This is a genomic window from Burkholderia latens (assembly GCF_001718795.1).
Lineage (GTDB): Bacteria > Pseudomonadota > Gammaproteobacteria > Burkholderiales > Burkholderiaceae > Burkholderia > Burkholderia latens_A.
This window is the reverse complement of sequence record NZ_CP013437.1, coordinates 622649-649399: the sequence shown is the minus strand read 5'-3', so window position 1 is coordinate 649399 and position 26751 is coordinate 622649. Positions and strand designations below refer to the sequence as shown.

General features: G+C 66.9%; 25 protein-coding genes. 7 read left to right on the top strand and 18 right to left on the bottom strand.

The features are described from left to right. Positions 1–93: 93 nt before the first annotated feature. On the bottom strand, positions 94–525 hold the full coding sequence (locus WK25_RS18470) for a hypothetical protein (RefSeq protein WP_038571554.1): 432 nt from the start codon (positions 523–525) through the stop codon (positions 94–96). A 313-nt stretch (positions 526–838) separates the two neighbouring features. Here WK25_RS18470 and WK25_RS31770 point away from each other — a divergent pair, with 313 nt between their 5' ends. Continuing rightward, the gene (locus WK25_RS31770) at positions 839–1078 is read left to right on the top strand and encodes a hypothetical protein (protein ID WP_052110921.1); all 240 of its coding nucleotides are present in this window, start codon (positions 839–841) and stop codon (positions 1076–1078) included. Between the two features lie 190 nt (positions 1079–1268). Here the strand turns inward: WK25_RS31770 and WK25_RS18460 are convergent, their stop codons facing one another. From WK25_RS18460 to WK25_RS18430, 7 genes are all read right to left on the bottom strand, one after another. Further along, positions 1269–2456 carry a YncE family protein gene (locus WK25_RS18460; RefSeq protein ID WP_069242309.1) on the bottom strand — a complete coding sequence of 396 codons (1188 nt, stop codon included), beginning with the start codon at positions 2454–2456 and terminating at the stop codon, positions 1269–1271. 344 nt (positions 2457–2800) lie between these two features. Then, complete coding sequence (locus WK25_RS18455) at positions 2801–4048, bottom strand: MFS transporter (RefSeq protein ID WP_069242471.1); 1248 nt, start codon at positions 4046–4048, stop codon at positions 2801–2803. 257 nt (positions 4049–4305) lie between these two features. Beyond that, a complete protein-coding gene (locus WK25_RS18450) occupies positions 4306–4635 on the bottom strand; it encodes an H-NS family nucleoid-associated regulatory protein (RefSeq protein WP_038571545.1) in 330 nt (109 codons plus the stop codon). Positions 4636–5398: 763 nt separating this feature from the next. Then, complete coding sequence (locus WK25_RS18445; RefSeq protein WP_069242308.1) at positions 5399–6343, bottom strand: dTDP-4-dehydrorhamnose reductase family protein; 945 nt, start codon at positions 6341–6343, stop codon at positions 5399–5401. 161 nt (positions 6344–6504) lie between these two features. Next, on the bottom strand, positions 6505–6918 hold the full coding sequence (locus WK25_RS18440; protein ID WP_038571540.1) for a DoxX family protein: 414 nt from the start codon (positions 6916–6918) through the stop codon (positions 6505–6507). A gap of 331 nt (positions 6919–7249) precedes the next feature. Beyond that, the gene (locus WK25_RS18435; RefSeq protein ID WP_413464106.1) at positions 7250–8227 is read right to left on the bottom strand and encodes a lysozyme inhibitor LprI family protein; all 978 of its coding nucleotides are present in this window, start codon (positions 8225–8227) and stop codon (positions 7250–7252) included. Positions 8228–8766: 539 nt separating this feature from the next. Then, the gene (locus WK25_RS18430) at positions 8767–9684 is read right to left on the bottom strand and encodes a LysR family transcriptional regulator (RefSeq protein WP_038572322.1); all 918 of its coding nucleotides are present in this window, start codon (positions 9682–9684) and stop codon (positions 8767–8769) included. Between the two features lie 127 nt (positions 9685–9811). On the opposite strand from WK25_RS18430, the gene WK25_RS18425 reads away from it, so the two are divergent. After that, positions 9812–10537, top strand: coding sequence for a pirin family protein (locus WK25_RS18425; protein ID WP_038571534.1), 726 nt, complete (start codon positions 9812–9814; stop codon positions 10535–10537). 62 nt (positions 10538–10599) lie between these two features. Further along, positions 10600–11202, top strand: coding sequence for an NAD(P)H:quinone oxidoreductase (gene wrbA / locus WK25_RS18420; protein WP_038571532.1), 603 nt, complete (start codon positions 10600–10602; stop codon positions 11200–11202). A 162-nt stretch (positions 11203–11364) separates the two neighbouring features. On the opposite strand, the gene WK25_RS18415 is transcribed toward wrbA, so the two are convergent. The 6 genes from WK25_RS18415 to WK25_RS18390 form a co-directional block, all read right to left on the bottom strand. Next, positions 11365–11694, bottom strand: coding sequence for a hypothetical protein (locus WK25_RS18415; RefSeq protein ID WP_069242307.1), 330 nt, complete (start codon positions 11692–11694; stop codon positions 11365–11367). 243 nt (positions 11695–11937) lie between these two features. Further along, complete coding sequence (locus WK25_RS18410) at positions 11938–12672, bottom strand: LrgB family protein (RefSeq protein WP_038571525.1); 735 nt, start codon at positions 12670–12672, stop codon at positions 11938–11940. Then, the gene (locus WK25_RS18405) at positions 12669–13040 is read right to left on the bottom strand and encodes a CidA/LrgA family protein (RefSeq protein WP_069242469.1); all 372 of its coding nucleotides are present in this window, start codon (positions 13038–13040) and stop codon (positions 12669–12671) included. The genes WK25_RS18410 and WK25_RS18405 overlap by 4 nt, the downstream gene beginning before the upstream one ends. Before the next feature lie 274 nt (positions 13041–13314). Continuing rightward, positions 13315–14349 (bottom strand): alpha/beta hydrolase, encoded by a 1035-nt coding sequence (locus WK25_RS18400; protein ID WP_069242306.1) that lies wholly within the window; start codon positions 14347–14349, stop codon positions 13315–13317. Positions 14350–14416: 67 nt separating this feature from the next. Next, the gene (locus tag WK25_RS18395; protein ID WP_038571516.1) at positions 14417–14842 is read right to left on the bottom strand and encodes an organic hydroperoxide resistance protein; all 426 of its coding nucleotides are present in this window, start codon (positions 14840–14842) and stop codon (positions 14417–14419) included. A 230-nt stretch (positions 14843–15072) separates the two neighbouring features. Continuing rightward, on the bottom strand, positions 15073–15639 hold the full coding sequence (locus WK25_RS18390) for a TetR/AcrR family transcriptional regulator (protein ID WP_038571511.1): 567 nt from the start codon (positions 15637–15639) through the stop codon (positions 15073–15075). 274 nt (positions 15640–15913) lie between these two features. Here WK25_RS18390 and WK25_RS18385 point away from each other — a divergent pair, with 274 nt between their 5' ends. Both WK25_RS18385 and WK25_RS18380 read left to right on the top strand, forming a co-directional pair. Beyond that, entirely contained in the window at positions 15914–17767 is a 1854-nt protein-coding gene (locus WK25_RS18385) for an ABC transporter ATP-binding protein (RefSeq protein ID WP_069242305.1), read from the top strand. Positions 17768–17965: 198 nt separating this feature from the next. Further along, on the top strand, positions 17966–19138 hold the full coding sequence (locus tag WK25_RS18380) for a porin (protein WP_069242304.1): 1173 nt from the start codon (positions 17966–17968) through the stop codon (positions 19136–19138). Between the two features lie 71 nt (positions 19139–19209). Here the strand turns inward: WK25_RS18380 and WK25_RS18375 are convergent, their stop codons facing one another. From WK25_RS18375 to WK25_RS18365, 3 genes are all read right to left on the bottom strand, one after another. Next, entirely contained in the window at positions 19210–19683 is a 474-nt protein-coding gene (locus WK25_RS18375) for a hypothetical protein (RefSeq protein WP_038571497.1), read from the bottom strand. Positions 19684–19837: 154 nt separating this feature from the next. Next, positions 19838–20305 (bottom strand): hypothetical protein, encoded by a 468-nt coding sequence (locus WK25_RS18370; RefSeq protein WP_038571492.1) that lies wholly within the window; start codon positions 20303–20305, stop codon positions 19838–19840. Positions 20306–20341: 36 nt separating this feature from the next. Further along, entirely contained in the window at positions 20342–21004 is a 663-nt protein-coding gene (locus tag WK25_RS18365) for a hypothetical protein (protein WP_059544838.1), read from the bottom strand. 715 nt (positions 21005–21719) lie between these two features. Here WK25_RS18365 and WK25_RS18355 point away from each other — a divergent pair. After that, entirely contained in the window at positions 21720–22874 is a 1155-nt protein-coding gene (locus tag WK25_RS18355) for a branched-chain amino acid ABC transporter substrate-binding protein (RefSeq protein WP_038571485.1), read from the top strand. 88 nt (positions 22875–22962) lie between these two features. Then, positions 22963–23265, top strand: a complete 303-nt coding sequence (locus WK25_RS18350) for a hypothetical protein (protein ID WP_038571482.1) — start codon at positions 22963–22965, stop codon at positions 23263–23265. Positions 23266–23601: 336 nt separating this feature from the next. Here WK25_RS18350 and WK25_RS18345 read toward each other — a convergent pair whose 3' ends face one another. Continuing rightward, complete coding sequence (locus WK25_RS18345; RefSeq protein ID WP_069242303.1) at positions 23602–26691, bottom strand: FAD-binding and (Fe-S)-binding domain-containing protein; 3090 nt, start codon at positions 26689–26691, stop codon at positions 23602–23604. Positions 26692–26751: the final 60 nt, after the last annotated feature.

The window sequence follows — 26751 nt, the reverse complement described above, 5'->3', positions numbered from 1 at the left end:
TCAGCGTCGCGCCCGGAATTGCGCGCGCTTGCGAACGTCATGTGCGCGACGCGGCGCGCCAGCGGGCGCTGCGCCGCGTCGCTGCGATGCGGGTCAGGCCTGCGTTGACACCAGCCCGCCGGACGTGGAGCCGCCCGACTTCTGGATCGCCTGCGCGAGCTGCGCGATCGCGCTCGACAGCGCGGCGGAGATCGTGCCGGCTTCGGCGCTGAGCGTCTGCTGTTCGACCGCTGCGGCCGGGTCGCTCTTCGCGCGCTGCGCGGCGGCCGCCATCTGCTGCTCCACTTGCGCGAGCTGTTTCTGCAAGCGCTCGATCAGCTGCTTCAGCTGCGCGACCGCGGGATCCTCGCCCGACGATCCCGCCGCCCCCGGCGTCTGGCCCGCGGCATCGGCAGGCGCTGCGCCGCCCGTCGGCGACGAGGCGGCCGACGACGCCGTCGGCGTCCCACCGGCGGCGGACGGGCTGGCGGTCGCGTTGCCGGTGGCGAGCGGGGTCTGCGCGGCGGAAGAAAGATCGATCTGCATCGTGTCGGTCCGTAATGAGTGTGCGACTCGAGTCGGTTGAACGGAATTACCTTGCAACCGGTTTACGGCATTCGTCATATCGAACTTTAATGGGCGTGCGTACCGTCTCGGCACGACGCGCGTACATGCCGGTGTGCGTGCCGCCAGCCCGCTGCGCCGCCGAATTTCCGACGGGGCCAGAATGAGTCGCAGAAGGCGCTGGTAAAATTGCGAGTTGGCCTGCGATGGCACGCCATCGGTTGCGTTCCGGCCGCTTCAGGCAACGCCGCGCGGCTCCCCGCACTCGCGCACGCCCGGTCGGACGCGACATGCGATGCCGTCCGTCGCAGTCGCGGTGCAAGCGTCGCGCACGCACCGTCATCGCGACGCGCCCGCTTCGCGCGCACTACCCTTCATTACGCATTTCGAGGAATTCACGATGGCCCGCATCGGCGCCTTCTGCCTGACCACGTGGCTCGCGGCCGCGATTCTTTACTTCGGCCAGCATTCGGTCGCGATGATTGCGCTGAGCGGCGTGGTCGTGTTCGGCGGATTCGACCTGCTGCGTCCGTAACGACCGCGCGTACGTGGCGAGTCAGCCACCCGCCGCGCCGAAACATCGCATCACCCCGCGACGCACCGGTTCGTTGCCGCCGCCGGCGCGCCGGCCCGCTCATCGATTTGCCCTCGCGCGCGCACGAGCGCGACACTGCTCGCGGCGGCCTCGTGCCGCCTCAGTCGCTGCGGCCAGCGGGCGCCGCACATTACCGCGGCGACGTCCGCAACGACGACGGGCCGCCCGTCAGCGCGATGCGCTTGCCCGTATCGCGCAGCTTGCCCCCTTCCACCGCATACAGCGCGAGTTGCCGCTCGACGTTGAACTGTACGAGCACGTGCCGGCTGTCGGCGGTAAACACGATCCCCTGCGCGGCTTCGCCGCCCGGTACTTCGCTCGTCTGCACCGCGCGCCCGTTGCGGATCTCGAACAGCACGACCTTGCCGAGCTTGTGACGGCCCGGGTTGTCCGGCGTCAGGTTTGATCCGTCCATTGCCTGCACGGCGATCCATTTGCCGTCCGGCGAGATCGCGACGCCTTCCGGCAGCGACGGAACCGTCAGGTACTGGACCGTGCGAAACGGCGTGCGCGATACGTCGATCAGCGCGACCGAGTCCGCATCGCCGGCGAGTGTGCCTGCATAGCCCGGCAGCCCCGCGAGCCCGACATTGCTGACGACGGCCCAGTGATTGTCGCTCGACACGTCGATCGTGTACGGCGCAACGCCCGTGCTGAGCCGCGTGCCGCTGTCGGTCACGTTGCCGTCGTCGACGTTCAGCACCGCGACGCCCTGCTCGTCGCGCAGCGACACCAGCGCGTGCGTGCCGTCGTGCGTGAAGCTGATTCCGGCAAGCCGCTTCTTGCCGATCTTCAGGCTGCCGTCGAGCGTCACATGCGTGCCGTCGATCCGCAGGATCGACACGCTGCCGTCGACGTTCGCGACCAGCGCAAGCCGGCCCGAGCGGTCGATCGCAATTCCCTGCGGGTGCGTGCCGAGCTCGATGCGCGCGATCGACGCCGGCGACGCATCGAGGTTGACGACCTGCACGAACGTGTCGAATACGAGCTGCTTCGCGGCCTGGTCGTAGCGCGTCGGCGCGCCGACCAGCGCGAGCTTCGCATCGGGCGCGATCGCGACCGCCTGCGGCGGCCCCTGAATGCCGTTCTCGACATCGACCTGACGCGCGACCTTCGGCGGAAACACGCTCGCATCAAGCAGCGTCAGCGTATCGGACGGCGGCGATGCGAGAAAGGTGTCGCGCCCTTCGACGCGCTGGTATTTGCCGTCGTTGCCGGATACGATCCAGTCGGCCGCGTGCGCGGCAACGGCAGTGGCGGCGATCGTCAGCGCGGCGAGCAGGCGGGCGCGACGAAGGCGGGAGGGATTCGAATGCATGTCGGTCGGTTCTCCGGATCGGCTGCGGACGCAAGGATTCGCACGACCCTGCTGCTCGACGGGTCGCTGCAATCGCATGATGCATGAAAGCGCGTAGAAGCGCCGCCGCATGCTACCGCTCGGACCGCGTGCGGATCGATGCCGACACTGTCGAGCGTGCCGGGATCCCGCAGCCTGTTTCCGCGCGGGCTAGCGTCGAAAATTCGACGCGGCAGCCAACGTGCGCGGCCCGCGGCTCATGACTGCCAGCACGCGCTCCCGGCGCGGAGATTCCTGTGCGATGCTGCGGCCGGCCGGCGGTTACGCGCAGGCAGCATCCCGTACCATGCAACGGCCGCGCGACATCACTCGAGTTCGACGCCCTTGAGCTCGGGAATCAGGAACAGCGTCGCGACCATGTCGAGCACATAGAGGCCGGCGAGCAGCGCAATCGCCGTCTGGAACGAGTAGTGCGCTGCCAGCGCGCCGACCGCAACCGGCCCGAATCCGCCCGCCGCGCGGCCGATATTCCACAGCACGTTCTGCGCGGTCGCGCGCGCGGCCGTCGGATAGCCTTCGGACATCAGCGTCCCGTAGCCGCCCACCATCCCGTTGACGAACATCCCCATCAGCGCGCCGGCCCACAGCATCGCCGTCGGGTCCGACAGCCGCGCATATGCGATGACCGTCACGACCGAGCCGAGCTGGTACAGCAGGAACGTCGGCTTGCGGCCGATGCGATCGGCGAGCTGCCCGAACACCCACACGCCGATCATCATCCCGATCACGGTGGCCGCGGTCCACAGTCCCGACTTCGTCAGCGAGAAGCCCATCTGTTTCGACAGGAACGTCGGCAGCCAGATCATGATCCCGTAGTAGCCGAAGTTCTGGACCGAGCAAAGGATCGCGATGCCGACGCTCGTGCGCGCGGTACGCGCGTCGGCGACGAGCATCCGGAACGCGTTGGCGCGCGGTTGCGTCGCGCGCTGCTGGAATACTTCGGGCTCGTGCAGCCGGTTGCGCAACACCCACGCGAGCAGCGCAGGCAGCACGCCGACCGCGAACATCCCGCGCCAGCCGATATGAAGCAGCAGCAGCGGCGTCAGCAACGCGGCCAGCAGCACGCCCGCCTGCCAGCCGAGCGCGACGTAGCACGACACGCGTGCGCGCTTGCTCGCCGGCCACGCTTCGGCCGCGAGCGCCATGCCGATCCCGAACTCGCCGCCGAGGCCGATGCCCGCGATCGTCCGGTACACGAGCAGATCATGGAAGCCCTGCGCGAACGCGCACAGGCCGGTGAAAACCGCGAACAGCATGATCGTCCAGGTCAGCACGCGCACGCGGCCATAGCGATCGCTGAGTGCGCCGAACAGGATGCCGCCCGCGACGGCGCCGATCAGCGTCCACGTGACGAGCGCGCCGCCCTGCCCGGGCGTCAGCTGCAGCGCGGCCGTGATCGCCGGCAGCATGAAGCCGAGGATCAGCAGGTCGAAGCCGTCCATTGCATAGCCGAGCGCCGAGCCCGCCAGCGCCTTCCACGCGTACTGCCCGGCCTGCTCCGCGCGCGGCGGCGCCGGGTCGCCGAGCGCCGGAGATTTCATGTTTGCTGCCATGATGCCCTGCAGGAATTGTCCGGGCGACATTCTACGGCCTGTTCCCGCGCATCACGGGCCCGCAAACGAGCGCAGGCGGAAAGCGCCGCGCGCCTGCGCAGACGAATACGGACGCCGCACGGTAATGAATTCGAAAGAACTTGAAGCCGGCGATCCCCCAATCAGGCAGCACACCGGGAGAACGAAGCGAACGAAGCGGGCGCTGCGTGACAGCCGCCGCGGGCGAACGGCACCGGCCGGTGCCGTCGCGATATCTGTCAGCCCTGATCGTCTCCGGGCCACCACGTCTTCGCCGCACGTTCGACGAGCAGCGAATCGAGATCCTTGCCTTCGAGCCATTTGGGCCGGGGGCCGCGGCCCGACCATGAACGGCCGGTCGTTGGATCGTAATACTTGGCAGGCGCCTTGCGTTTTCGCTGGACGATGTAGCCGAGGGCGCTCAGCACTTCCTGCTGCGAGATACCCAACAGTTCGACTTGTTCCTTGAATGCCGCGAGCGCGGCCTGCTTTTCCTTCTGCTTGGCTTCCGACAGCTTGATGTTCAGGTCCCGAAGTTGTGCTTCGAGTTCCTGCAGAGCCTGAGTCATGTATTCATCCTCTTTGGGCATGTTTTTATTCAGAAAACGTCCGATGGCCGAACCTATCACGAAGTTCCGCCAATCTGTGTTGCGATACGTGAATGGTTTTACGGGCCCGCAAGACTTTCGCAGTATGCCGAAGGCAAGCAACCGTCGAAAGCCGCTTGGCACCGCCACGCAACACGGCGCGGGGCCGCGTCCGGATCCGCGACGGACCGCCGGCGGCGACCTCCTCGCCGCCGGCCGCCGCGCACATGACACATGGCGCGGCATGGCGCGAATGATAGCAGTGCGCATCGGTCGTGTTCGGACATTTGCGCGTCGGCGCGCTTGGGCATGCTCAGGTCCGCGCGCGGCATTCGGCGCGCTGCATCCACATTGCGTCCGGCCGGATGTGCGCGTAAATGCGGGTGTGCGGCGCGGTTCTGCGACGTCGGTCGACGGCGGATGCAGTCGATCCGCATGGCCTTCAGGACATCGAACCCGTCACGCGCCCGTTTCGGATAGCGACTGACGACCACGCGCGCCCGTTGCTGGCGCACATCGCGTCACGCACATCACGCGCGTGTTGAGCGGTTGCATCGCGAAGCCGTCGTCGATGGCAATTGCAGCACGCCGCACCTGCAACCGCCCCGGCTTCACGCGCGAGCACGCCGTCGCCCGAGCACGCGAGATTGTCCGCATAGCGCATGCAGGCCGCGGCAAGGGGAACGCGCGCATGGCGAGCTGCATGCCAACCCGGAACGCGCAGTTCGCCGCCGCTGCCGCGCGATCACCGCAGCGGCGGCGCCTCGCGCAATACCGCTCGCAAGCCGGCATCGAACGGCGTCGCATGAGCGATTCCGAGCGCACGCACGCGCGCTGCATCGAGGTGGCAATCGTACGGGCGCGGCGTCGCATCGGCCGGCGTGTCGATCCGCGCGAGCGCTGCGTCGAGCCCAAGCGCGGCCGCGATGCGCTGCGCGATGTCGTACTTCGTCATCGGCTCCTCGCCTGACCAGTGATGGATGCCGGTGACGGGCGCGCCCGCGAGATGACGCAGCGTCAGATCGCGGATGACGTCGGCGACATCCGGCGTGTAAGTCGGATAGCGGATTGCCCACGCGTCCATGCGGGCCGGTTGCGCGCCCGGCTGCGCGGACGCGACGATCGCCGGCACGAGGCTCGTCACGGCGGACTCGTGCCAGTCCACGACCGGTCCGTACAACAGCGGCAAGCGCAGCACGCACGCCAGCGGCGACGCGGCCAGCAACGCCGCCTCGCCTTCGAGCTTCGTGCGGCCGTAGACGTTCAGCGGATTCGGCGTCGCATCTTCGCGATAGGGCGCCGCGTTGCCGTCGAACACGTAGTCGGTCGAAATGCCGAGCGTCCACGCGCCGTAGCGCGCGGCGAGCGCGCCGATGCGCGCGGGCGCATCGACGTTGATCGCGCGCGCGGCCGCGGGGTCGCGCTCGCAGACGTCGGGCCGGCGCTCGGCCGCGCAGACGATCACGGCCGCCGGCCGGTGCATGTCGAAGAGGTGTTCGAGCGCGGGCTGATCGAGCGCGTCGAGCCGGGCAATGTCGCGCGGCGGCAGCGTGAGGCTCCGTGCGCCGGCGGTGTCCGGGTTCCGGACGGTCGCGAGCAGCGTCAACGACGGTTCGCGCGACAGCGACGCGGCGACCGCACGGCCGAGAAGGCCGGACGCGCCGATGAGCAGGATGGTCGGATGCGACAAGGTAGCCAACGATGAAAGGGGAAGACGCCCCAATCTATACGAGAACGCGCGGCCGATGTCGAGTTCGGTCGCCCGTCGGCTTGCCTCCAATGCAGCAAGGCCCGGCGCGCGATCGGGCGCACCGGGCCTGCCGTACAGCGAACAACTTGTGCCGCGCTCGCTTACTTCCGGTCGAACGAGTAGCGTCCCGGCCCGCTGATCGCCAGCAACAGCAGCCCGCCGATGATGCTGATGTTCTTGTAGAAGTTGATCATCGCAAGATACTGATCCATGCCCTGCAGCGCCCAGTAGCGATGCCCGATCAACGCGGTCGCGAGCGTATAGACCGCGAATACCAGCGCGAGCGGACGCGTATAGAACCCGACAGCGATCAACGCGCCGCCGACCAGTTCGACCGCCACCGCGATCACCGCAGACAGCTCCGGCGACGGCGCACCCGTCGACGCCATGTACGCGACCGTGCCCGAGAAGCCGTTCAGCTTCTGCCAGCCGAACAGCACGAACAGGATCATCATCAGCACGCGAGCCGCCAGCAGCAGCTCGTCCTTCTTCGACTCCAGCGAAACGTAACGCATAGCAATCACCTTGGTTTGACGGTTTGACGCATTCGGTGCCGACGCCCGCCGCAACGGCGGACCTGCTCACGACAACGAACCCTCCTCGCCAGTTCGAACCGCGGACCGTTGGCCCGCTGCCGAAGAGTCCGTCCGATCGCGCCGGCTGGCGCCGCGGAGCGGTTCTGGCGAAGCACGGGTGCAGTCTACTGTCTCATCGCAAATCATCAATCCGTCAAAACAAGATTCGCTGTCTCTGTGCAGTGGACAATTGTCACGTAACAAACGCGTCACATACGGCCGGCTCGCGGCGCGGTGCCCCGCTGCGCGGGCCACATCACGCCACATCGGGTCACATCAGGTCGACTGGATACGTGCTGTCGAGCTTGTCGTGCCATGCGCGAATGGTCTTCGGCACGGTCTTCTTCCATGTCGGGACGTTCGTGTAGTAGCGCATCCGCACCTTGTCATGCTGGTCGAACACCAGCAGCCCGATCCACAGATCGGCGCCCCGACGCATGACGATCGCCGCATTCGTCGCCGCGATCCCGCGCACCCAGTACGCCTCCACGTCCGCGTTCAGTCCGTCGAGATCCTGCTCGGCCGCCCTGACATTGACCATGTCGACGAGTGTCTGATAGTCGGCGCCGAGGAGCTTGTGCGCGATTGCGTTCTGCCGCGCATCGGTCAGCACCTTCAGCGTGACGAGGTCTGCTGGCAAACTCGCCTGCATGTTCGCCGCCGTCACGTAGTCACCGGAATACAGGACGCCGGCGCCGGCGCCGCAATCGGCATCGCTGCCGTGCTGTACGACTTTCAAGCGTCCGCCGTTGCGGCTGAAGTCGAGCCGGCATTGGTCCTGGAGAAACGTGCCGCCGTCGCCGTGCAGTTCGATGTCGCCGGCGAGCCCGCCGGTGTTCGCACCGTTGTTGCCGCTTAGTTCGAAGTGCAGCCGCGGCGCCGTGCCGGTAAACGTCAGCACGCCGCCGAACGACGGGTTGTCGCTGTCGCGATACCACGTCTGCTGCCAGCGGTCGGCGGCAAGGGGCGCGCCGTTCAGGCTTGCGAGCCGCTCGCGATAACGGTCGCCGAGACACGGCGCGTCGCCGCCGCACCGGTCGCGCTGTTTGAGCCATTTCAGTTGCTCGGCCTTCAGCGCCGCCGTATCGCCGCCTTTCGCGATCGTCTTTTTCCACGCGCGTGCCAACTGATCGTCGAGCGACGACAGGCCGGCGTCCGCGCAGATCGTCTTTTCGGTGCGCGAAGCCGCTTTCGCACTGTCAAAACCGGTTGCATGCGCGGCGATCGGCGCGATCGTCAGTAATGCCAATATCCTCGCCGCCCACCCGCTCGCGCTGTGCCTCTGCGGGTCGCAACATGCCGCTCGCTTTCGCGCGCCGGTGCGAGCATTCGAACGATTCTTGATTGTCATTGGCCGTGACTCGTCGTGGATCGCAGTGAGTAGAAGCTACGTGCCCGATGCAGTTCGGCGTAAAAATGCCCGGCGTGACACGCAGCGCATGCGGTGCCGCCGCCGAAGCGTAACGCGAACCGATCGCACGATCCACACCGGTAACACGCGCGATGTCCTGGCGTGACCGGGCGCACGGTAACGGTGACGGCAAGTGACGCCCCAAGCGCCGCACGCGCGGCCGTCGCGTGAGCGCATGCGCCCATCACGCGTGGTCCGGCCACCGGATGAAGCGCAGCGCCCCGCAGTGTGGGCCACGCACGCCGCGCTACGCGCAGCGCTGCGCGTAGCGCGTTCTCCACGGCCACGCATTGGCCCCGCTTCGCGCGGGTGAACTTCGATTCGACACCGCCGCGCCGGAAACCGACGATGCTTTCACCGCACGTCCGGCGCTCCGGCTACCGCCGCCGCCCGGCGCCGCCGTCCGCCTGAGGCACGACGTCCGCGAGCCGCTGCGCCAGAAACGCGATGAACGTGCGCAGCGTGACGAACCCTTCCCGGTGCTGCGGAAACACCGCATTCAGCGTGAGCGGCGCCGGTGCGTACGCGTCGAGCACCGGCACCAGCGCGCCGCTGTCGAGCGCCGCGCCGACGATGAACTGCGGCAGCAGCGCGATGCCGAGCCCGGCGATCGCGGCGTCGCGCACGACTTCGCCGTTGTTCGCAACGAGCGGCCCCTGCACGTCGAACGTGCGCGCGACGCCGTCGATCCGGAATTCCCAGCCGACGCGCCGCTCGCGCCCGTACATCAGGCACGTGTGCGCGGCAAGGTCGGCCGGCGTCGCGGGCGTGCCCTGCCGCTTCAGATAAGCGGGGCTCGCGCACGCAATCATCTGCCACGCGCCGAGCGGTCGCGCGATCAGCGTCGAATCCTCGAGCGCGCCGATCCGCAGCACGAGATCGAAGCCCTCGCCGATCAGATCGACGCGCCGGTCGGTCAGGTCGAGGTTCAGCCGCACGGCCGGATGCGCGGACAGGAATTCGGCGATCAGCGGCGACACGTGCGTGATCCCGAACGACAGCGGCGCGCTGATCTTCAGCGACCCGTGCAGCTCGGTGCTGCGCACCGACATCGCCTGTTCGGCATCGGCGACCTCCGCGAGGATCCGCTGCGCGCGCGCATAGAACTCCTGCCCCGATTCCGTCACCGCGAGATTGCGCGTATTGCGATGGAGAAGCCGCACGCCGAGCGACGCCTCGAGCGCCATCGTGCGCCGGCTCACAAATTGCTTGGACAGCATCAGCTGATCGGCCGCAGCCGTGAAGCTGCCCGCGTCGACGGTCGCGACGAAGATCCTCAGGTCGTTGAGTTCCATATTGTCCACTCCATAGCGACAGTCATTATCTCTACGGCGATTTATTTGTCAAATAGATTGACCTAAGATTCATCTCAACGAACGGCCGGCCCCACTTCCGAGGGCCGGCGAGATCCAGGAAAAAATCATGATCGAGACTCGTGCAGCAAACCAGCGTGGCCGTGCTGAACATGGCTGGCTCAGTTCCCGTCACACGTTTTCTTTCGCGAATTACTACGATCCGAAGCAAGTGGGCTTCTCCGACCTGCTGGTGATCAACGACGACCGCGTCGCACCGGGCCGCGGCTTCGGCACGCACCCGCACCGCGACATGGAAATCCTGTCGTACGTGCTCGAGGGCGCGCTGGAACACAAGGATTCGATGGGCACCGGGTCGGTGATCGTGCCGGGCGACGTGCAACTGATGAGTGCGGGCACCGGCGTGCGGCACAGCGAGTTCAATCACTCTGCGGACACGCCCGTCCACTTCCTGCAGATCTGGGTTGGCCCTGCGGAGAAGGGTGCCGAGCCGCGCTATCAGCAGACGAACATCGCGGCAGCCGACAAGCGCGGCAAGCTCGCGCCGATCGTGTCGCCCGACGGCAACGGCGGCTCGCTGAAGATCCGGCAGGACACCCGGATCTACGCAGGCCTGTTCGACGGCGACGAGCGCGCCACGCTGGAGCTCGCACCTGACCGCTTCGCTTACGTGCACGTCGCACGCGGCAGCGTGACGGTCAACGGCGTGACGCTCGGCGAAGGCGACGGCGCGCGCATCCGCGGCGAACAGGCGCTCACGTTCGCGGACGGCAAGGATGCGGAAGTGCTGGTATTCGACCTGCGTCCGGTCGAAGTGACGGCCGAATGGGCATGACGCCCGCTCGGAACATCGGGCCCCGCTGAAGGCGGGGCCTTCCCTACTCGGAGATTCGCAACATGGCCAAGGTACTCGTTCTTTACTACTCGTCCTACGGGCACGTCGAAACGATGGCGCAGCACGTCGCGGAAGGCGCGAAATCGGTGCCCGGCGTCGAGGTCACGCTCAAACGCGTGCCGGAAACCATTCCCGTCGACCAGGCGAAGGCGATCGGCGTCAAGGTCGACCAGGCCGCGCCGGTTGCGACCGTCGACGAACTCGCAAACTACGATGCGATCATTTTCGGCACGCCGACCCGCTTCGGCAACATGGCCGGCCAGATGCGCACGTTCCTCGACCAGACCGGCGGCCTGTGGATGAAGGGCGCGCTCGTCGGCAAGATCGGCAGCGTGTTCGCGTCGACGGGCACGCAGCACGGCGGCCAGGAAACGACCATCACGTCGTTCCACACGACTCTGCTGCACCACGGGATGGTGATCGTCGGCGTGCCGTACGCGTGCAGCGGACTCGTCAACATGAACGAAATCACGGGCGGCACGCCGTATGGCGCGACCACGCTCGCGGGCGCGGACGGCAGCCGTCAGCCGAGCCCGAACGAACTCGACATCGCGCGCTACCAGGGCAAGCACGTCGCGGAACTCGCCGCGAAGCTCGCGTCGTAACGCGATCGAATGCCGCGCGCGGGAAAACCTCGCGCCGCATCACATGGCGCCTGCGCGCCGCGCACGCGAACGAACGGCGCCGGTCGAACCCGGCGCCGTTTTCCATCGAGCAGACGGCGGCCGTTGCCGCCGCCTGCGGTCATCGATGGCGGTTAGCTGCGGTCACTGACCCGATGCCGGCGCGGCCGGCGCCGCCTTGGTCGCGGGCGTCTTTTCCACCGCGTTCTGCGGATAGTTGCTCTGGTCGTTCGTCAGCCGGTAGCCGCTGCCGGTCCCGATCGCCTTCAGATCCTTCGCGTGGCGCGCGCGCGCCGCCTTGCGGGCGGCTTTCTTCTGCGCCTTGTCGAGTTGCTTCTGCGTCGGCGCAGATGCCGAATCCTGCATCGGCGCGGACGCCGGATCCTGCGCATATGCCACCGGCACGGCGGCCGACAGCAGACCGAACGACACCGTTACTGCCATTGCCACCGAAACCGCCCGAGACTTTTTCATGGCGGGCTCTCCTTGTCGATTGTTGGTTGTGGGTCGAACGCCGGCGTGCGACGACGGCGCCGACCCAACGTTAGCCGATCGCCGCGCAAATGTCCGTGCGGCTTCCTGAATTCTCCTGATAACGCGTGCGATACGTCTGCGGCCCGCGCATTGACCGGCCGGCGCCGCGGGCAACCCGGCGCGGGCGCCATCAGGGAAACCGATAGCATCCACGCGCGCGCGCCGTCCGGTGTCCTGAACCGCTCAGATCCAGCGCGACAAAACCGGCAACAGGATCGGCACGATGAACGCTGTCAGTACGCCGTTCAGCCCCATCCCGAGCCCCGCGAACGCACCGGCTTCCTCGCTGACCTGGAACGCGCGCGCGGTGCCGATCCCGTGCGACGCGACGCCAAGTGCGAAACCGCGGACCGCCGGCTCGTCGATGCGCAGCGCGTTCAGGATGCCGCGCGCGCACACGGCGCCGAAGATGCCGGTCGAAATCACGAGCACCGCCGTGAGCGACGGAATCCCGCCGATCGCTTGCGCGACGGCCATCGCGATCGGCGTGGTCGCCGATTTCGGCGCGAGCGACGCAATCGTCTGATGCGACGCACCGAAAAGCGCGGCGATCCCGACCGCGGAGACGATCGCGGTCAGCGAGCCGGCGAACAGCCCGACGAGCAGCGGCACCGCCGCACGCCGCAGCTTCGACCACTGGCGATACAGCGGCAGCGCCAGCGCGACGGTTGCCGGACCGAGCAGGAAGTGCACGAACTGCGCGCCCTCGAAATACGTCGGATACGGCGTGCGCGTAATTGTCAGCAGCACGACGATCAGCGCGACTGCGATCAGCACGGGGTTCGCGAGCGGGTTGAAGCGCGCTCGCGCGTAGACGCCTTGTGCGATCAGGTATGCGATCAACGTGATCGTCAGGCCGAGCAGCGGCGTCGCGGCGAGATAGACCCATATCGCGCCGAGTTTCGGAAAGGCCGTCATTGCGTGCCCTCCGCCGCGCCGCCCGCACGCCGCTGCCGCCGCAGCAGCGCGCGCGTGACGAGCGCGGTGACGGCGATCGCGAGCGACGTGCTGACCGCCAGCGCGACGACGACCGCCAGCGCATCGCCACGCACGCGATCGGCCGACACCATGATGCCGACGCCCGCCGGCACGAACAGCAGCGACAGGTGACGCAGCAGCTCGAGCGCGGTCGGCTCGATCGCGTCGGCCACGTTGGGGCGCAGCATCACGAAGCCGAACAGCAGCAGCATGCCGATCACGGGGCCCGGCACCGGCAGCGCGAACAGATAGGACACACCTTCCCCGAGGCACTGAAAGGTCAGCAAGACCGCGAACGCCTGCAGCATGAAGCACTTCTCCCGAACGTGGCCGCGCCGGCGTGCAGCCGTGCGAGCGATGGGCCGGCAGCCCGCGGCGCCGGCATTGACGATACGCGGGATCGTACCAACAAACGAAACGGCGCGGCCCTGACCGCGCAAGCGCACGGTGGCGATTCGATCGTTTCGATGCAGCCGAACGGTCGCGTTTCGTCGCAACGCGCGTTCCAATGCAAAAAGCGGCGGGCCCGCGCCCGCCGCTTCATCGTTTGCATCCGAAGCTGTTCGAATACCGCGCGAGGTCTTACTTCAGACGCGTCGCGATCTCGTTTGCCATCGCCTTCATCGCGGCCTTTGTCGGCGCATCGTCGGCCAGCGCATTGAGCAAGCCGAAATCGTGGATCGTGCCGTCATAACGCGTCGTGGTCGAATCCACACCTGCCGCATCGAGCTTGCGGCCGTACGCCTCGCCTTCGTCGCGCAGCACGTCGAACTGCGCGACCTGGATCAGCGCCGGAGGCAAGCCCTTCAACTGCGCGGTGCTCGCACGCAGCGGGGATGCGTAGATGTCGTTGCGTTGCGCTTCGTTCCTGGTATACGCGTCCCAGAACCACTTCATCATCGGCCGCGTCAGGAAGTGCCCTTGCTGATACGCGTTGTACGAACCGGTTTCGAAGTTATGGTCCGTAACCGGCCACAACAGGCCCTGGAAGCGGATCGCCGGGCCGCCCTTGTCCTTCGCCATCAGCGCGACGACAGCCGCCATGTTCCCGCCGACGCTGTTGCCAACGACGGCAAGGCGGCTGCCGTCGACGCCGATCTCCGCGCCATGCGCGGCCACCCACTTCGTCGCCGCATACGCCTGGTTGATCGCAACCGGGTAGTGCGCTTCCGGCGACGGCGTGTAGTTCACGAACACCGCGACCGCACCCGACTGCACGACGAGATCGCGCACCAGGCGCTCATGCGTCGGGAAGTCGCCGAGAATCCAGCCGCCGCCGTGGAAGAACATGAATACCGGCGGCGTGCCCGTCACGCGCTGCGGACGCACGATCGTGATCGGCACCGACAGGCCATCCTGCTCGATCGTCCGGGACGACACGTCGATGCCCGACAGATCGACCTTCACGCCGCTTTGCGCATCGACCAGCACCTGCCGCGCCTTCGCGGGGCTCAGCGTTTCGAGGCCGGGCCCCTTCTGGCCGTTCAGCACGGCGAGGAATGCGCTCGTCGCCGTATCGGGACGGACGGCTTCGGCACTGCCCGCGAAAGCGGCGGGCGCCGCGGACAACGCGGCTGCAACGGCGGCGGCGATCAGCAGCGGCTTGACGATCTTCATGATGAAACTCCTTGGCTCAACCGGTAAATGCAATGAATGACGGTGGATGGGTTCGGACTGCGTGCGATCAGACGAGCGTCAGCGTGACGTCGATGTTGCCGCGCGTCGCGTTCGAATACGGGCAGACGACGTGCGCGCGGTCGATCAGCGTTTGCGCGGTGTCGCGGTCGAGGCCCGGCAGCGAAATCTTCAGCTCGACTTCGATGCCGAAGCCGTTCGGGATCGCGCCGATGCCGACGCTGCCTTCGATCGACGCGTCCGCGGGGATGGCGATCTTGTCGCGGGCCGCGACGAACTTCATTGCGCCGATGAAGCACGCGCTGTAGCCGGCCGCGAACAGCTGCTCCGGGTTGGCGCCTGCGCCGCCCGCACCGCCGAGTTCGCGCGGCGTGGTCAGCTTCAGGTCGAGACCGCTTTCCGGCACGGTCGCACGGCCGTCGCGGCCGCCGGTGGCCTTTGCATGAGCGCGGTACAGCACTTTTTCGATCGACATGATCAGACTCCTTTTCAACGATGAGTGAGTGAAACAGCCTTCCAACCCGGGATCGCGCGCCGACGGCCGCGCCGTTGGCATCACGTTGTTTATCTACTCATAGATAGATAAACATCCCTAAAAAATGCGGAGGTTCGAATCCCTCCGCGCCATTCGTCGATCTACCTACTAAAAGATAGACGATTAATCCCACTAAAAGGCGGCGAACCGCCTCACTGCTTGCCGATCGGTCAGGACCGGGTTTTCCAGACGGCCTCGACATCCTCGAGACGCGCCCGCGCATGAAACAGCCGACTGGCCAGCACACTGCCCTGGAACGCCGCGTACAACGTGCGCGCCGCCGTTTCCGGCTTGCCGCTGAACTGCAGCGTGCCTTCGTTCGCGCCCTGTGCCAGCAATTCGGCGAGCCAGTTCTCGTTGGCCTTGAAGAATGCCTGCACCGCCTGCCGCACGTTCTCCGGCAACGATTCGATGTCGGCCGCCAGCATTCCGCACAGGCAGATCTGGTTGCCGTCGCCCAGCGTTCGCCCGAACAGCTTCGTATACAGGCTCAGCTTCACGTCGGCCGGCAACGCCGGATCGATCGACCGCATGGCCGCGAGGACGTCGTCGCTGTATGCCGACACTGCTTCCAGCACGAGATCGTCCTTCGACGGGAAGTAGTAGTGGATGCTCGACGTCTTCACGCCCACCAGATCGGACAGGTCTCGATAGCTGAAGCCGTTGTAACCGCGCAGCATCATCAGCGTGATTGCGTGGTCGAGAATCTGTTCGCGGACGGTCGATTTCGTTTCCATGGATCGAACTGTATCTACTCATAGGTAGATAGTCAAGCGATTTTTTCGAGATCAGGTGAAAAAAGCCTGCGCCGTTCGGCACCGGCGTGGAGCCCGCGCTTACAAGCAGCCTGCAGCGCACTCGAATCGGTGCGACACTCCCAGCCGGACGCCACGCCCGCGCCGCCATTCGGGCAACGCAGCCGCATGCGCGCGAGCTGATCGCGACTGCGACGCGCTCGCCGGGCAACGCCGGGCCGGTAGCGTCGCCGGTTCGTTCAAGGAGAAAGGTTCAATGTTTTCGTGGTTTGAACGGCGTTTGCCGACATTCCCGCTCGAAGACCCCGTCACGCCGCCGAAGGGGTTCTTCTCGTTCGTCTGGGCGTGCACGAAAGGCGCGCGCGGTTGGATCCTGCTGATCGCGCTGACGTCGGCCGCGCTCGCCGCGTACGAAGCCGCGCTGTTTGCGATGATGGGCCGCGTGGTCGACTGGCTCTCGTCGGCGACGCCGGCCGACTTCGGCGTCCGCCATTTCGGCACGCTCGCCGGCTTCGCGGTGATTCTCGCCGGCAGTGCGCTGCTGATCGCGCTGCATACGATGGTCAAGCACCAGGTGCTGGCGATCAACTTCCCGATGCGGCTGCGCTGGCTGTTTCACCGGCTCATGCTGGACCAAAGCCTGTCGTTCTATGCGAATGAATTCGCGGGCCGCGTGACGACCAAGATCATGCAGACCGCGCTCGCGGTGCGCGACGCGCTGTTCATGTCGGTCGACGTCGTGATCGGCGTCGCCGCGTATCTGATCGGCATTCTCGCGCTCGCCGCGAGCTTCGACTGGCGGCTGATGCTTCCGCTCGTGCTGTGGGCGCTCGGTTACGGCGCGGCCTGCGCGTATTTCGTGCCGCGCCTCGGACGCGTCGGCAGCCAGCAGGCGGATGCGCGCGCGCTGATGACCGGCCGCATCACCGATGCGTATTCGAACATCACCACGGTGAAGCTGTTCTCGCACACGCGCCGCGAAGCCGACCACGCGCGCCGCGCGATGGAAGCGTTCAAGGTCACCGGCGATGCGCAGATGCGGCTCGTCAGCGCGTTCGAGATCGTCAACCACCTGCTGTCGACGCTGCTGCTGGTCGGCTCGACCGGCGTCGCGCTGTACCTGTGGCTGCACGGCGACGCGAGCGCGGGCGTGGTCGCGGCCGTGATCGCGATGGCGCTGCGGCTGTCGAGCTATTCACACTGGATCATGTGGGAAATGACCGAGCTGTTCGAGAACGTCGGCACGATCCAGGACGGCATCAACACGCTGACGAAGAAGCGCAGCGTGGTCGACGCGCGCGACGCGACGACGCTCGCTGTGCCGCGCGGCGAAATCGTGTTCGACAACGTGCGCTTCGCGCACGACGACAACGACACGCCGGTGTTCGACGGGCTGAATTTGACGATCCGGCCCGGCGAGCGGATCGGCCTGATCGGCCGCTCCGGCGCCGGCAAGTCGACGCTCGTGAACCTGCTGCTGCGTTTCTACGACGTGGACGGCGGCGCAATCCGCATCGACGGGCAGGACATCGCGCACGTGACGCAGGACAGCCTGCGCGCGGCGATCGGGATGGTCACGCAGGACACGTCGCTGCTGCACCGGACGATGCGCGAGAACATCCTGTACGGCCGCCCCGACGCGACCGAGCACGAAATGCGCGACGCGGCCGTGCGCGCGGAGGCGTCCGACTTCATCGAGCGCCTGCGCGACCGGCACGGGCGCAGCGGCTACGACGTCGAGGTCGGCGAGCGCGGCGTGAAGCTGTCGGGCGGCCAGCGGCAGCGAGTCGCGATTGCGCGCGTGATGCTCAAGGACGCGCCGATCCTCGTGCTCGACGAAGCGACGAGCGCGCTGGATTCGGAAGTCGAAGTCGCGATCCAGCGCAGCCTCGACAGCCTGATGAGCGGCAAGACGGTCATCGCGATCGCGCACCGGTTGTCGACGATCGCGGCGATGGACCGGCTGATCGTGCTCGACGAAGGCCGTATCGTCGAGGAAGGCACGCACCTGCAGTTGCTGCAGGCCGGCGGCATTTATGCGGCGCTGTGGGCGCACCAGAGCGGCGGCTTCCTCGGCGAGACGGCGGAAGCGGAAGGGGCGGAACAGTGACGCGCGCCGAGGCTTCGGGTGGGCCGTGCGCCGCATGGCCCCCGAAGCCGCACGATGCCGGCCCGGTTGCGCGCGCAACGATACCGCGGCCGATCCTGGCCTGATAACGATTCGACAATTTGTTGGTTCCCTCAACGATGCGCGATCCGTATCGTTCACCGATTCGTCAGACTTGTCGAACAACGGGGGAATCCAGCAATGAAACGAATCCGGTCACTCGCGCTCGTCGTCGCGCCTGCCGCGCTCTGCGCCACCGGCGCGCACGCGCAAAGCAGCGTCACACTGTACGGCATCGCCGATGCGGGCATCGCGTACGTGCACAACGCGCAAAACGCCAATGGCAGCAACGCGTCGAATCTCGTCAGGTTCAGCAGCGGCAACCTGTCGGGCAGCCGCTGGGGGCTGCGCGGTATCGAGGATCTCGGCAGCGGGCTATCCGCGCTGTTCCAACTCGAGAACGGCTTCAACCTCGGCACCGGCGCGCTCGGCCAGGGCCAGCGAGAATTCGGCCGCAAGGCCGTCGTCGGCCTCGCGAGCAGCTCGTACGGCACCGTAACGCTCGGCCGCCAGTACGATCCGGTCGTCGATCTCGTGCACGGCCTCACCGCGGACAACTATTTCGGCGGCGTGTTCGCAACGCCGGGAGACCTCGACAATTACGACAACAGCCTGCGCGTCAGCAATTCGGTGAAGTACACGAGCCCGCTGATCTCGGGGTTCCAGTTCGCCGCGCTGTACGGCTTCGGCGGCGTCGCGGGTGCGACCGGCAGTGGCCGCACGTACAGCTTCGGGCTGAGCTACGCGAACGGCCCGCTGTCGCTGGGTGCCGGCTACTTCTTCGCGAACGGTGGCTCGACGGTCGCGAACGGCGTGCGTACGTGGTCGAGCAGTTCGGACACGCTGTTCAACACCGTGATCAACCAGGGCTTCTCGAGTGCGAAGTCGATCCAGATCGTGCGCGCGGCCGGCCAGTACGTAGCCGGACCGGCAACCGTCGGGATCGCGTATTCGAACACGCAGTACGGCGCGGACGCCCTGTCGGCCTTCACGCAGAATGCGAAGTTCAACACCGGCTCGGCGTTCTTCAACTGGCAGTTCTCGCCGGCGTTGCGCGCGGGGGTCGGCTACAACTACACGTCGCTGACAGGCGCGGCTTCCGCGCACTACAACCAGGTGAACGTCGGTGCGGACTATGCGCTGTCGAAGCGCACGGACCTGTATGCGCTGTTCGGCTACCAGAAGGCAAGCGGCAACACGCTGAACGCGAGCGGCGCGATCGTGAAGGCTGCGGCATCGGTCGGTTCATATGGCGTGAACTCGGGCACGGATACGCAGGAGCTCGCGGTCGTCGGCATCCGCCACAAGTTCTGACGAACCCCGGGCATCGCGCTGAACCGGCGGGCGCGCACTGCGTGTGCGTTCGCCGTCCGCTTCGCCCCGCTTCAATGCCGTCGCATGCCGCCGAACCCGTGAGCGCCGGTGAAGGCCGGTTCACGATGAAAGCCCGCGCCCATCGGCACGCCGATACGGCCGCGCACACCGCCTTCGAAATGACCGGGATGATGACCGAAGTGGTCGAAGTGATGCCGGCGATGAAAGCGGTCGATGAAGACGAAACGCCCGCCCGTGCCGACGAAAACCGCGGGCCCCCAGTACCACGGATCGGTATACGGATACGCGGTGTCCGGGTACCACACGATGCTGCCGTCCGCGGCCTGCACCATTCGCCACGTGCCATCGCTTTGCCGGCACGCTCGCCCGACGACCTGCTGCTCGGCGCCGTCGATTTCCGCCTGCATGACGACCGCCCGGCAGGTCGCGCCATCATCCGTCGAGTCGTCATACGTTTGCGCCAGGACGCTCATCGAACAACCGACGCAAACCAAACCCATCCCGAACCGAAACAAGCCGCACATGATCGGCTCCTGCTTTGATGCCCCGGACCGCTCGACCCTTCGCGTGATTGTCCGCATACGCTTCGTGCAGAGTCACCCGGCCAGTAAACGATAGAACACGCCGGGTTATTCCGGGGGTCGGGTGGTGCAAGCGCGGCGCGCAAGCCGCCGGCGATCATCCGGGCGTTACGCACCGCACGCCGCAGTACACGCCGGCCGCGGTCGCGCCGAAGACGACGTGTGCAACGAGCGTGATCGCGCCGCGCGCGTCAACGAACCACGGAAAGATCGCCGTGAATGCATGCAGGTTGACGCCATACAGCACGAGACCGAATACGCCGCCCGCGAGCAGCGCGGCGCCGGAGGACAGATTGCGGACCAGCCTCGCGAGCACGGCAGCGTAGGCAAGCGACAGCGCGGCATGCACGAGCGTCGCGACGCTCATGATCGCCGGATCGAAGCCGGCGGGAGCGCCAAGCACCCGTCGTCCGATCACGAGCGCGGCGGTCATGCGTGCATCGCGAAACAGATTGTGAATCGGGTCTTCGCCGGCGAGCGGCCAGAGCAGCAGTTCGATGACGGTCGATCCGACGGCCGCGCCGAACGCCGCCAACAAAACCGGGATCGCACCATTGCGCTTCACGTGCCGCCTCCGCGATCACAGGCCGCCCTGCGCGGCTTACAACGGACGTTCGCAGTCCGTCCAGTATGCGAACGGATCGCGATGTTTCGGGTAGTGCTCGTCGAGCCATTTCAGCAGCGTCGCGCGTGCGTTGTCGAGGTCGGCCTTCGACGACGACGTCGTCAGCTCGTGCACTTCGACGGACTTTTCCCGATCCATCACGTAGCAGTTCCAGTCGGGGCCGTCGAGATCCGGATCGTCGGACGCCTTCGACGACTTGCGCCAGCCGGCCCCCTTGCGCGCATCGATGTAGTAGCGCGGATGCACTTTCAGATACGACATCTCGCCGCCCTGCAGGCTGCTTTCCGCGCGCAACACGTCGCGTTCGTCGACGATCTGCGTGACTTCCGGCAGCCGGCGCGAACGCCACCCGGCCGGCAGCGTCGCCGATGCGCGCACCGCATCGTATGGGCCCCACGTAAGACCCCAGGCCTCGGCCATGCGCTTCATGAACGCGTCCGCGCCCGGATAGCCGCGCAGCTGGATTCGCGTCGACAGCGTGACTTCGACGCGCCCGTCGGCGCCCGCGGCGTCGCCCGCCGCTTCGAACGGATTGCCCGGACGCGACGACGCACGCTGCTGCGCGTCCGCGGGCGCCATGCCCGAAAAAAGCTGGTCGAGCGCGGCACGCGCTTTCGCCGACTTGTCTGGTCTATTCATTCCTCATTCCCTGTGCATTCGAACGGCTCGAAACCCTCGATTCTCGCTCATCTTTACGATGTTCCGGTTTTCCGCACACGCATTGTCGGCGATCCACCCTTCCCGGTCGAGCCGCAACAACGTCCAGGCAGCCGCGCTGTGCGCGCGACATCCATCGGGGAAGCCCCGTCACGATGGATTCAAGTCGCCCCGTAATCTGCAAAGCAGAATACCTGCGTCACCCGTTCGCGCCCGCGCCAATTCGCCGGCGCCGCGGGATATGACCGTTAGTTGCATCAAAAGCGTGACGGCTGCGTCTCGGCGTTGCGATCGACGCGGCCGCGCGCGCCGGTCCGCAAGTGTGCAGACGAATCGACCGAACACTTCGCGATTGATTGCATCGCACTGTCCATGGTCAGCGGCATCCGCGCCGCCGAATAATCGGTGCGATCGGCGATGCGAACGCCGCGCGACGGCACGGTCGAACGCAGAACCGCCGCACGAGCGCGTCAAATTTGCGCAAGGCTACGTAATTCGCGGCAGCGGCGGCAAGCGCGTTCGGATATATTCATACGATTGCGTGTCGTCAGACGAAATCGCCCGCGCCCGGGCGCCGCGCGACGGCACGCGAGCCGAACCCGTCACGGGTCACGGGGGCTCGTTCGGCAGCCTGGGCGCGTCACGAGGGCGCGGCAGCCCGGACGGTACGAGAACTATCAATCAACGGAGATGGCAGATGGAACGAAGCACAGTCGGCATGCGCTGCAAACCCCTGGTCACCGTCGCACTGGCAGCCGCCGCATTCGCGGCCGCGTCGGGCGCGATGGCCGACCAGGTCGTGAAGATCGGCAGCGTCGAACCGACGACGGGCGGCATTTCGCACCTCGGCAAGGACAACGAGAACGGTGCGCGCCTCGCGGTCGAGGAAATCAACGCGAAAGGGCTGACGATCGGCGGCAAGAAGATCACGCTGCAGCTCGACGCGCAGGATGACGCGGCCGACCCGCGCCAGGCGACGCAGGTTGCGCAGAAGCTGGTCGACGACAAGGTCGTCGCCGTGATCGGTCACCTGAACTCGGGCACGTCGATCCCGGCGTCGAAGATCTACAGCGATGCGGGCATCGTGCAGATCTCGCCGTCGGCCACGAATCCGACGTACACGCAGCAGGGCTTCAAGACGACCTATCGCGTGGTCGCGACCGACGCGCAGCAGGGCCCGGCGCTCGCAAGCTACGCGCAGTCGAAAGGCGTGAAGAGCGTCGCGGTGATCGACGATTCGACCGCGTACGGCCAGGGTCTCGCGAACGAGTTCGAGAAGAAGGCGAAGGCGCTGGGCCTGAAAGTGCTGTCGCACGATGCGACGAATGACAAGGCCGTCGACTTCCGCGCAATCCTGACGAAGATCAAGGGCGAGAACCCCGACGCGATCATGTACGGCGGCATGGACGCCACCGGCGGCCCGCTTGCGAAGCAGGCGAAGCAGCTCGGCCTGCGCGCGAAGATCCTGTCGGGCGACGGCGTGTGCACCGACTCGCTGGCCGAACTCGCGGGCCCCGCGGCGGACAACGTGCTGTGCTCGCAGGCGGGCGCGGCGCTCGAGAAGATGCCGGGCGGCGCTGCGTTCCTCGCGAAGTACCAGAAGCGCTTCAACCAGGGCATCAAGTTCGATGCGCCGTTCGCGTACGACGCGGTCTACATCGCGGTCGACGCGATGAAGCGCGCGAATTCGACGGACCCGGCGAAGATCCTCGCGGCGATGCCGTCGACGAAGTACGACGGCGTGATCGGCACGACGACGTTCGACGCGAAAGGCGATCTGACGCACGGGGTCATCTCGATCTACGGCTACAAGACCGGCAAGAAGACCTTCCTCGACCAGGTGAAGATGTAATTCCCGGCGATACCGGCCCGACGGGAACGCCACCCGTCGGCGGCGGTGCCGCGCGGGGCCGATTCAAGCTTTTCGGAGACGAAGCGACATGTGTGCGATGGCGTATGCGGAATTTCAACAGGAGTTGAAGAAAGCGCAACTGACGGCGCGCGAATTCGCCCGGCTGATCCGGATGAACGAAAGCTCCATCACCAACTATTCGAGCAAGGGCACCGTCCCTTCGCACCTCGCGGTCATCGCGACGCTGATCGGCGCGCTCGCCGCCCACGAAATCGATTTCCGGCACGTGATCGGCAAGACCGGCATCGAGCCGAAGCGCCCGCGCGGCGTCGGCGCGTTTCCCGCGGCAGCCAAGCCACGTTCCGCGAAGCGCCGCAACGGCGATTCGTGAACTTCGCGGCCGACGGGTCCTGCCGTCGCTCTGGCGCGCAACCCTTTGTACGCCGCGCGGCATCACGCGGCTTGCGTCGGGAATAACGGCAAGCCGGGCCTGAACTGCGCGACGCACGCAGTCGATACGGGCCATGCGATCGCCACCGATCGTATCGGCATCCGGTACGCGTCGGGCAAACGCCCCCCCTCTTTTCCATCGGCGCCAGGTTGCACGCCTTCAAGCGATCGATGCCGCGAATGCCGTCGGCCAGGTTTGCGAGTTCGCCGCGCGCGCGGAAGACATGCCGCATTCAGCGTCGCATACCGCGCGTCGACCAGCGCGCGCACGCCGCGATCAGGCTGCGCTCGTCGCGCTGCCCGGCCGCGCGCCCGTCGCACGCGCGTGATCGAGCAGCGCCTGCAGCGGATGCCGCAGTTGCCGCGCGGACATGCGCTTTACCTGGCTGCGACACGAATAACCGGTCGCCAGCGCTTCTCCGTGCTCGACCGGCGCGTCGACGTGCGCGGCCCACGACTGCGCGTAAATCGTGCGCGACGTCTGCAGGTTGCGCGCCTCGTGCCCGTAGGTGCCCGACATTCCGCAGCACCCGGTCTCCTGAAGCGTCAGCCGCAGCCCGCGGCGCGCGAATACCTGCGCCCATTGCTTGCCGCTGTCCGGCGCGTTGGTCCTTTCGGTGCAGTGCGGCAGCAATCGGTACGTTGCGGACGGCGCACCGACACCCGCGCCCGCGCCGGTTTCCGGCAACGCATCGACCAGCCACTCCTGCGGCAGCGCGACCTTCGGCACGTCGGCGAGGCCCGTCACCTTCAGATATTCCTGCCGATATGTGAGCGTCATCGCCGGATCGAGGCCAACGAGCGCGACACCGGGGCGCGCGAGCGCGGCCAACTGCGTTGCGTTGCGGATCGCGACCTGCGCGAACGCTCGCAGAAATCCCTGCACATGCAGCGCCTTGCCGTTCGGCGCGAGCGGGGCAAGCCACACCTGGAAGCCGATGCGTGCGGCGAGTTCGATCAACGTCGCAAGCTGCTCGGTGTCGAAGTAGCGCGTGAACGTGTCCTGCACGATAACGACGCTGCGCGCGCGCTGTGCGTCGGTCAACGCGGCGAGCGCGTGCGGATCGGCCGGCCGCACGTTCCATTGCCGGATCACGGCCGCGAGATCGAAGCGGCTCAACAGCGGGCTATCGACCATCCCGACGTACCGCTCGAGCAGCGTGCGCACCCACCCGGCGCGCATCAGCGCGTTGTACAGCGCGGGCGCGCGGGCCATCAACGGCATCGTGAATTCGAGCGAGCCGATCAGATAGTCGCGCAGCGGCCGCTGGTAGCGCTGGTGATACAGCTCGAGAAAGCGGGAACGAAACTCCGGCACGTTGACCTTGACCGGGCACTGCCCCGCGCACGACTTGCACGCGAGGCAGCCGGCCATCGCGTCGTACACCTCGTGCGAGAAGTCGGCAGCGCCGTTGCGCGCCGCGCGGCTGTTGCGCCAGCGTGCGGCGAAGCCGCGCACGAACGGTTGCCGCGCACGCGCCGCCGCGACGACGTCAACACCCGCCTGTCCTTGCAGACGCAACCATTCGCGCATCAGCGACGCGCGCCCCTTCGGCGACTGCACGCGCTCGCGCGTCGCCTTCCACGACGGGCACATCGCGTCGTCCGGATCGAAGTTGTAGCATGCCCCGTTGCCGTTGCAGTGCATCGCCGTGCCGTAGCTCTGCCACACGCGCTCGTCGATCTGCCGGTCATGGTCGCCGCGCGTCGGCACTTCGTCGATCTTCAGCAGCCGCAGCGCGGGCGCTGGCGGCGTCGCGATCTTGCCGGGGTTCAGCTGGTTGTGCGGATCGAACGCAGCCTTCAGCTGCTGCAGCGACGGATACAGCTCGCCGAAGAATGCCGGCGCATATTCGGAACGTACGCCCTTGCCGTGCTCGCCCCACAACAGGCCGCCATGACGCTGCGTGAGCTCGGCCACCGCGTCCGACACCGGCCGCACCAGCGCGGCCTGCTTTGGATCCTTCATGTCGAGCGCGGGACGCACGTGCAGCACGCCGGCGTCGACGTGGCCGAACATCCCGTATTGCAACCCGTGGCCGTCGAGCAGCGCGCGGAATTCGGCGATGTACGCCGCGAGGTTCTCGGGCGGCACCGCAGTGTCCTCGACGAACGGCTGCGGGCGCGCCTCGCCCTGTACGTTGCCGAGCAGGCCGACCGCGCGCTTGCGCATCGCGTACACGCGCTTCACCGCGTCGTCGCCGGTCGCGATCGTATGGCCGAGCCGCTCGACGCTCGTATCGGTGCGCAGGTGCGCGACGAACGCGCGCACGCGTGCATCGACGTCGGCAGCATCGTCGCCGCAGAATTCGATCAGATTGATGCCGAGCGTCGGGCGCGCATCGTCCTGCGGGAAATACTCGGCCACGCTGCTCCACACGAAATCCTTCATCGCGAGCATCAGCACCTTCGAGTCGACCGTCTCGATCGACAGCGGCTTGAGTTCGAGCAGCGCGCGCGCATCGCGCAGCGCGTCCATGAAGCCCGCGTAGCGCACGTTCACCAGCACCGAATATTTCGGAATCGGCAGCACGTTCAGCTTCGCCTCGACGACAAAGCCGAGCGAGCCTTCCGCACCGCACAGCACGCTGTTCAGGTTGAAGCGGCCGTCCGGTTCCCGCAGGTGCGCGAGATCGTAGCCGGTCAGGCAGCGGTTGAGCTTCGGAAACTTCGCGTCGATCAGTGCAGCCTGCTCGTCGCTGATCCGGCGCGCGGTGCGATAGACCTTGCCGATGCGGTCCTGCCGCGCGCAGCGGCGCGCCAGTTCGTCGTCGTCGAGCGCGTCGCTGTGCAGTTGCTCGCCGCCCAACAGCACGAAGTCGAGCGCGAGCACATGGTCGCGCGTCTTGCCATACGTGCAGCTACCCTGCCCGCTCGCATCGGTGTTGATCATCCCGCCGACGGTGGCACGGTTCGACGTCGACAGTTCCGGCGCGAAGAAGAGCCCGTGCGCCTTCAGCGCCGCATTGAGCTGATCCTTGACGACACCCGGCTGCACGCGCACCCAGCGCTCTTGCGCGTTGATTTCGAGGATCCGGTTCATGTTGCGCGACAGGTCCACGACCACGCCGTCGGTCAGCGACTGTCCGTTGGTGCCGGTGCCGCCGCCGCGCGCGGCCACCGCGACGTCGCGGTGCGCGGGTTCGGCGAGCAGGCGCGCGAGCAGCCGCACGTCGTCCGCGTGCGCCGGGCAAACCACCGCTTGCGGCAAGCGCTGGTAGATCGAGTTGTCGGTCGCCTGGACGGTCCGGTTCGCATGGTCGACCCGAATCTCGCCGGCGAACCCGGCGGCGTGGAGCGCCGCGAGAAAATCACGGTAACGGCCGTCGGGCGGGCTGGCGGGACGGGGCAACGAAGCAATCGACATGGTTGAAAGCGCAAGGTGGAGAAGCCGGCGTGCGGAGCCCGTCAGAACCATGAGTTTTGA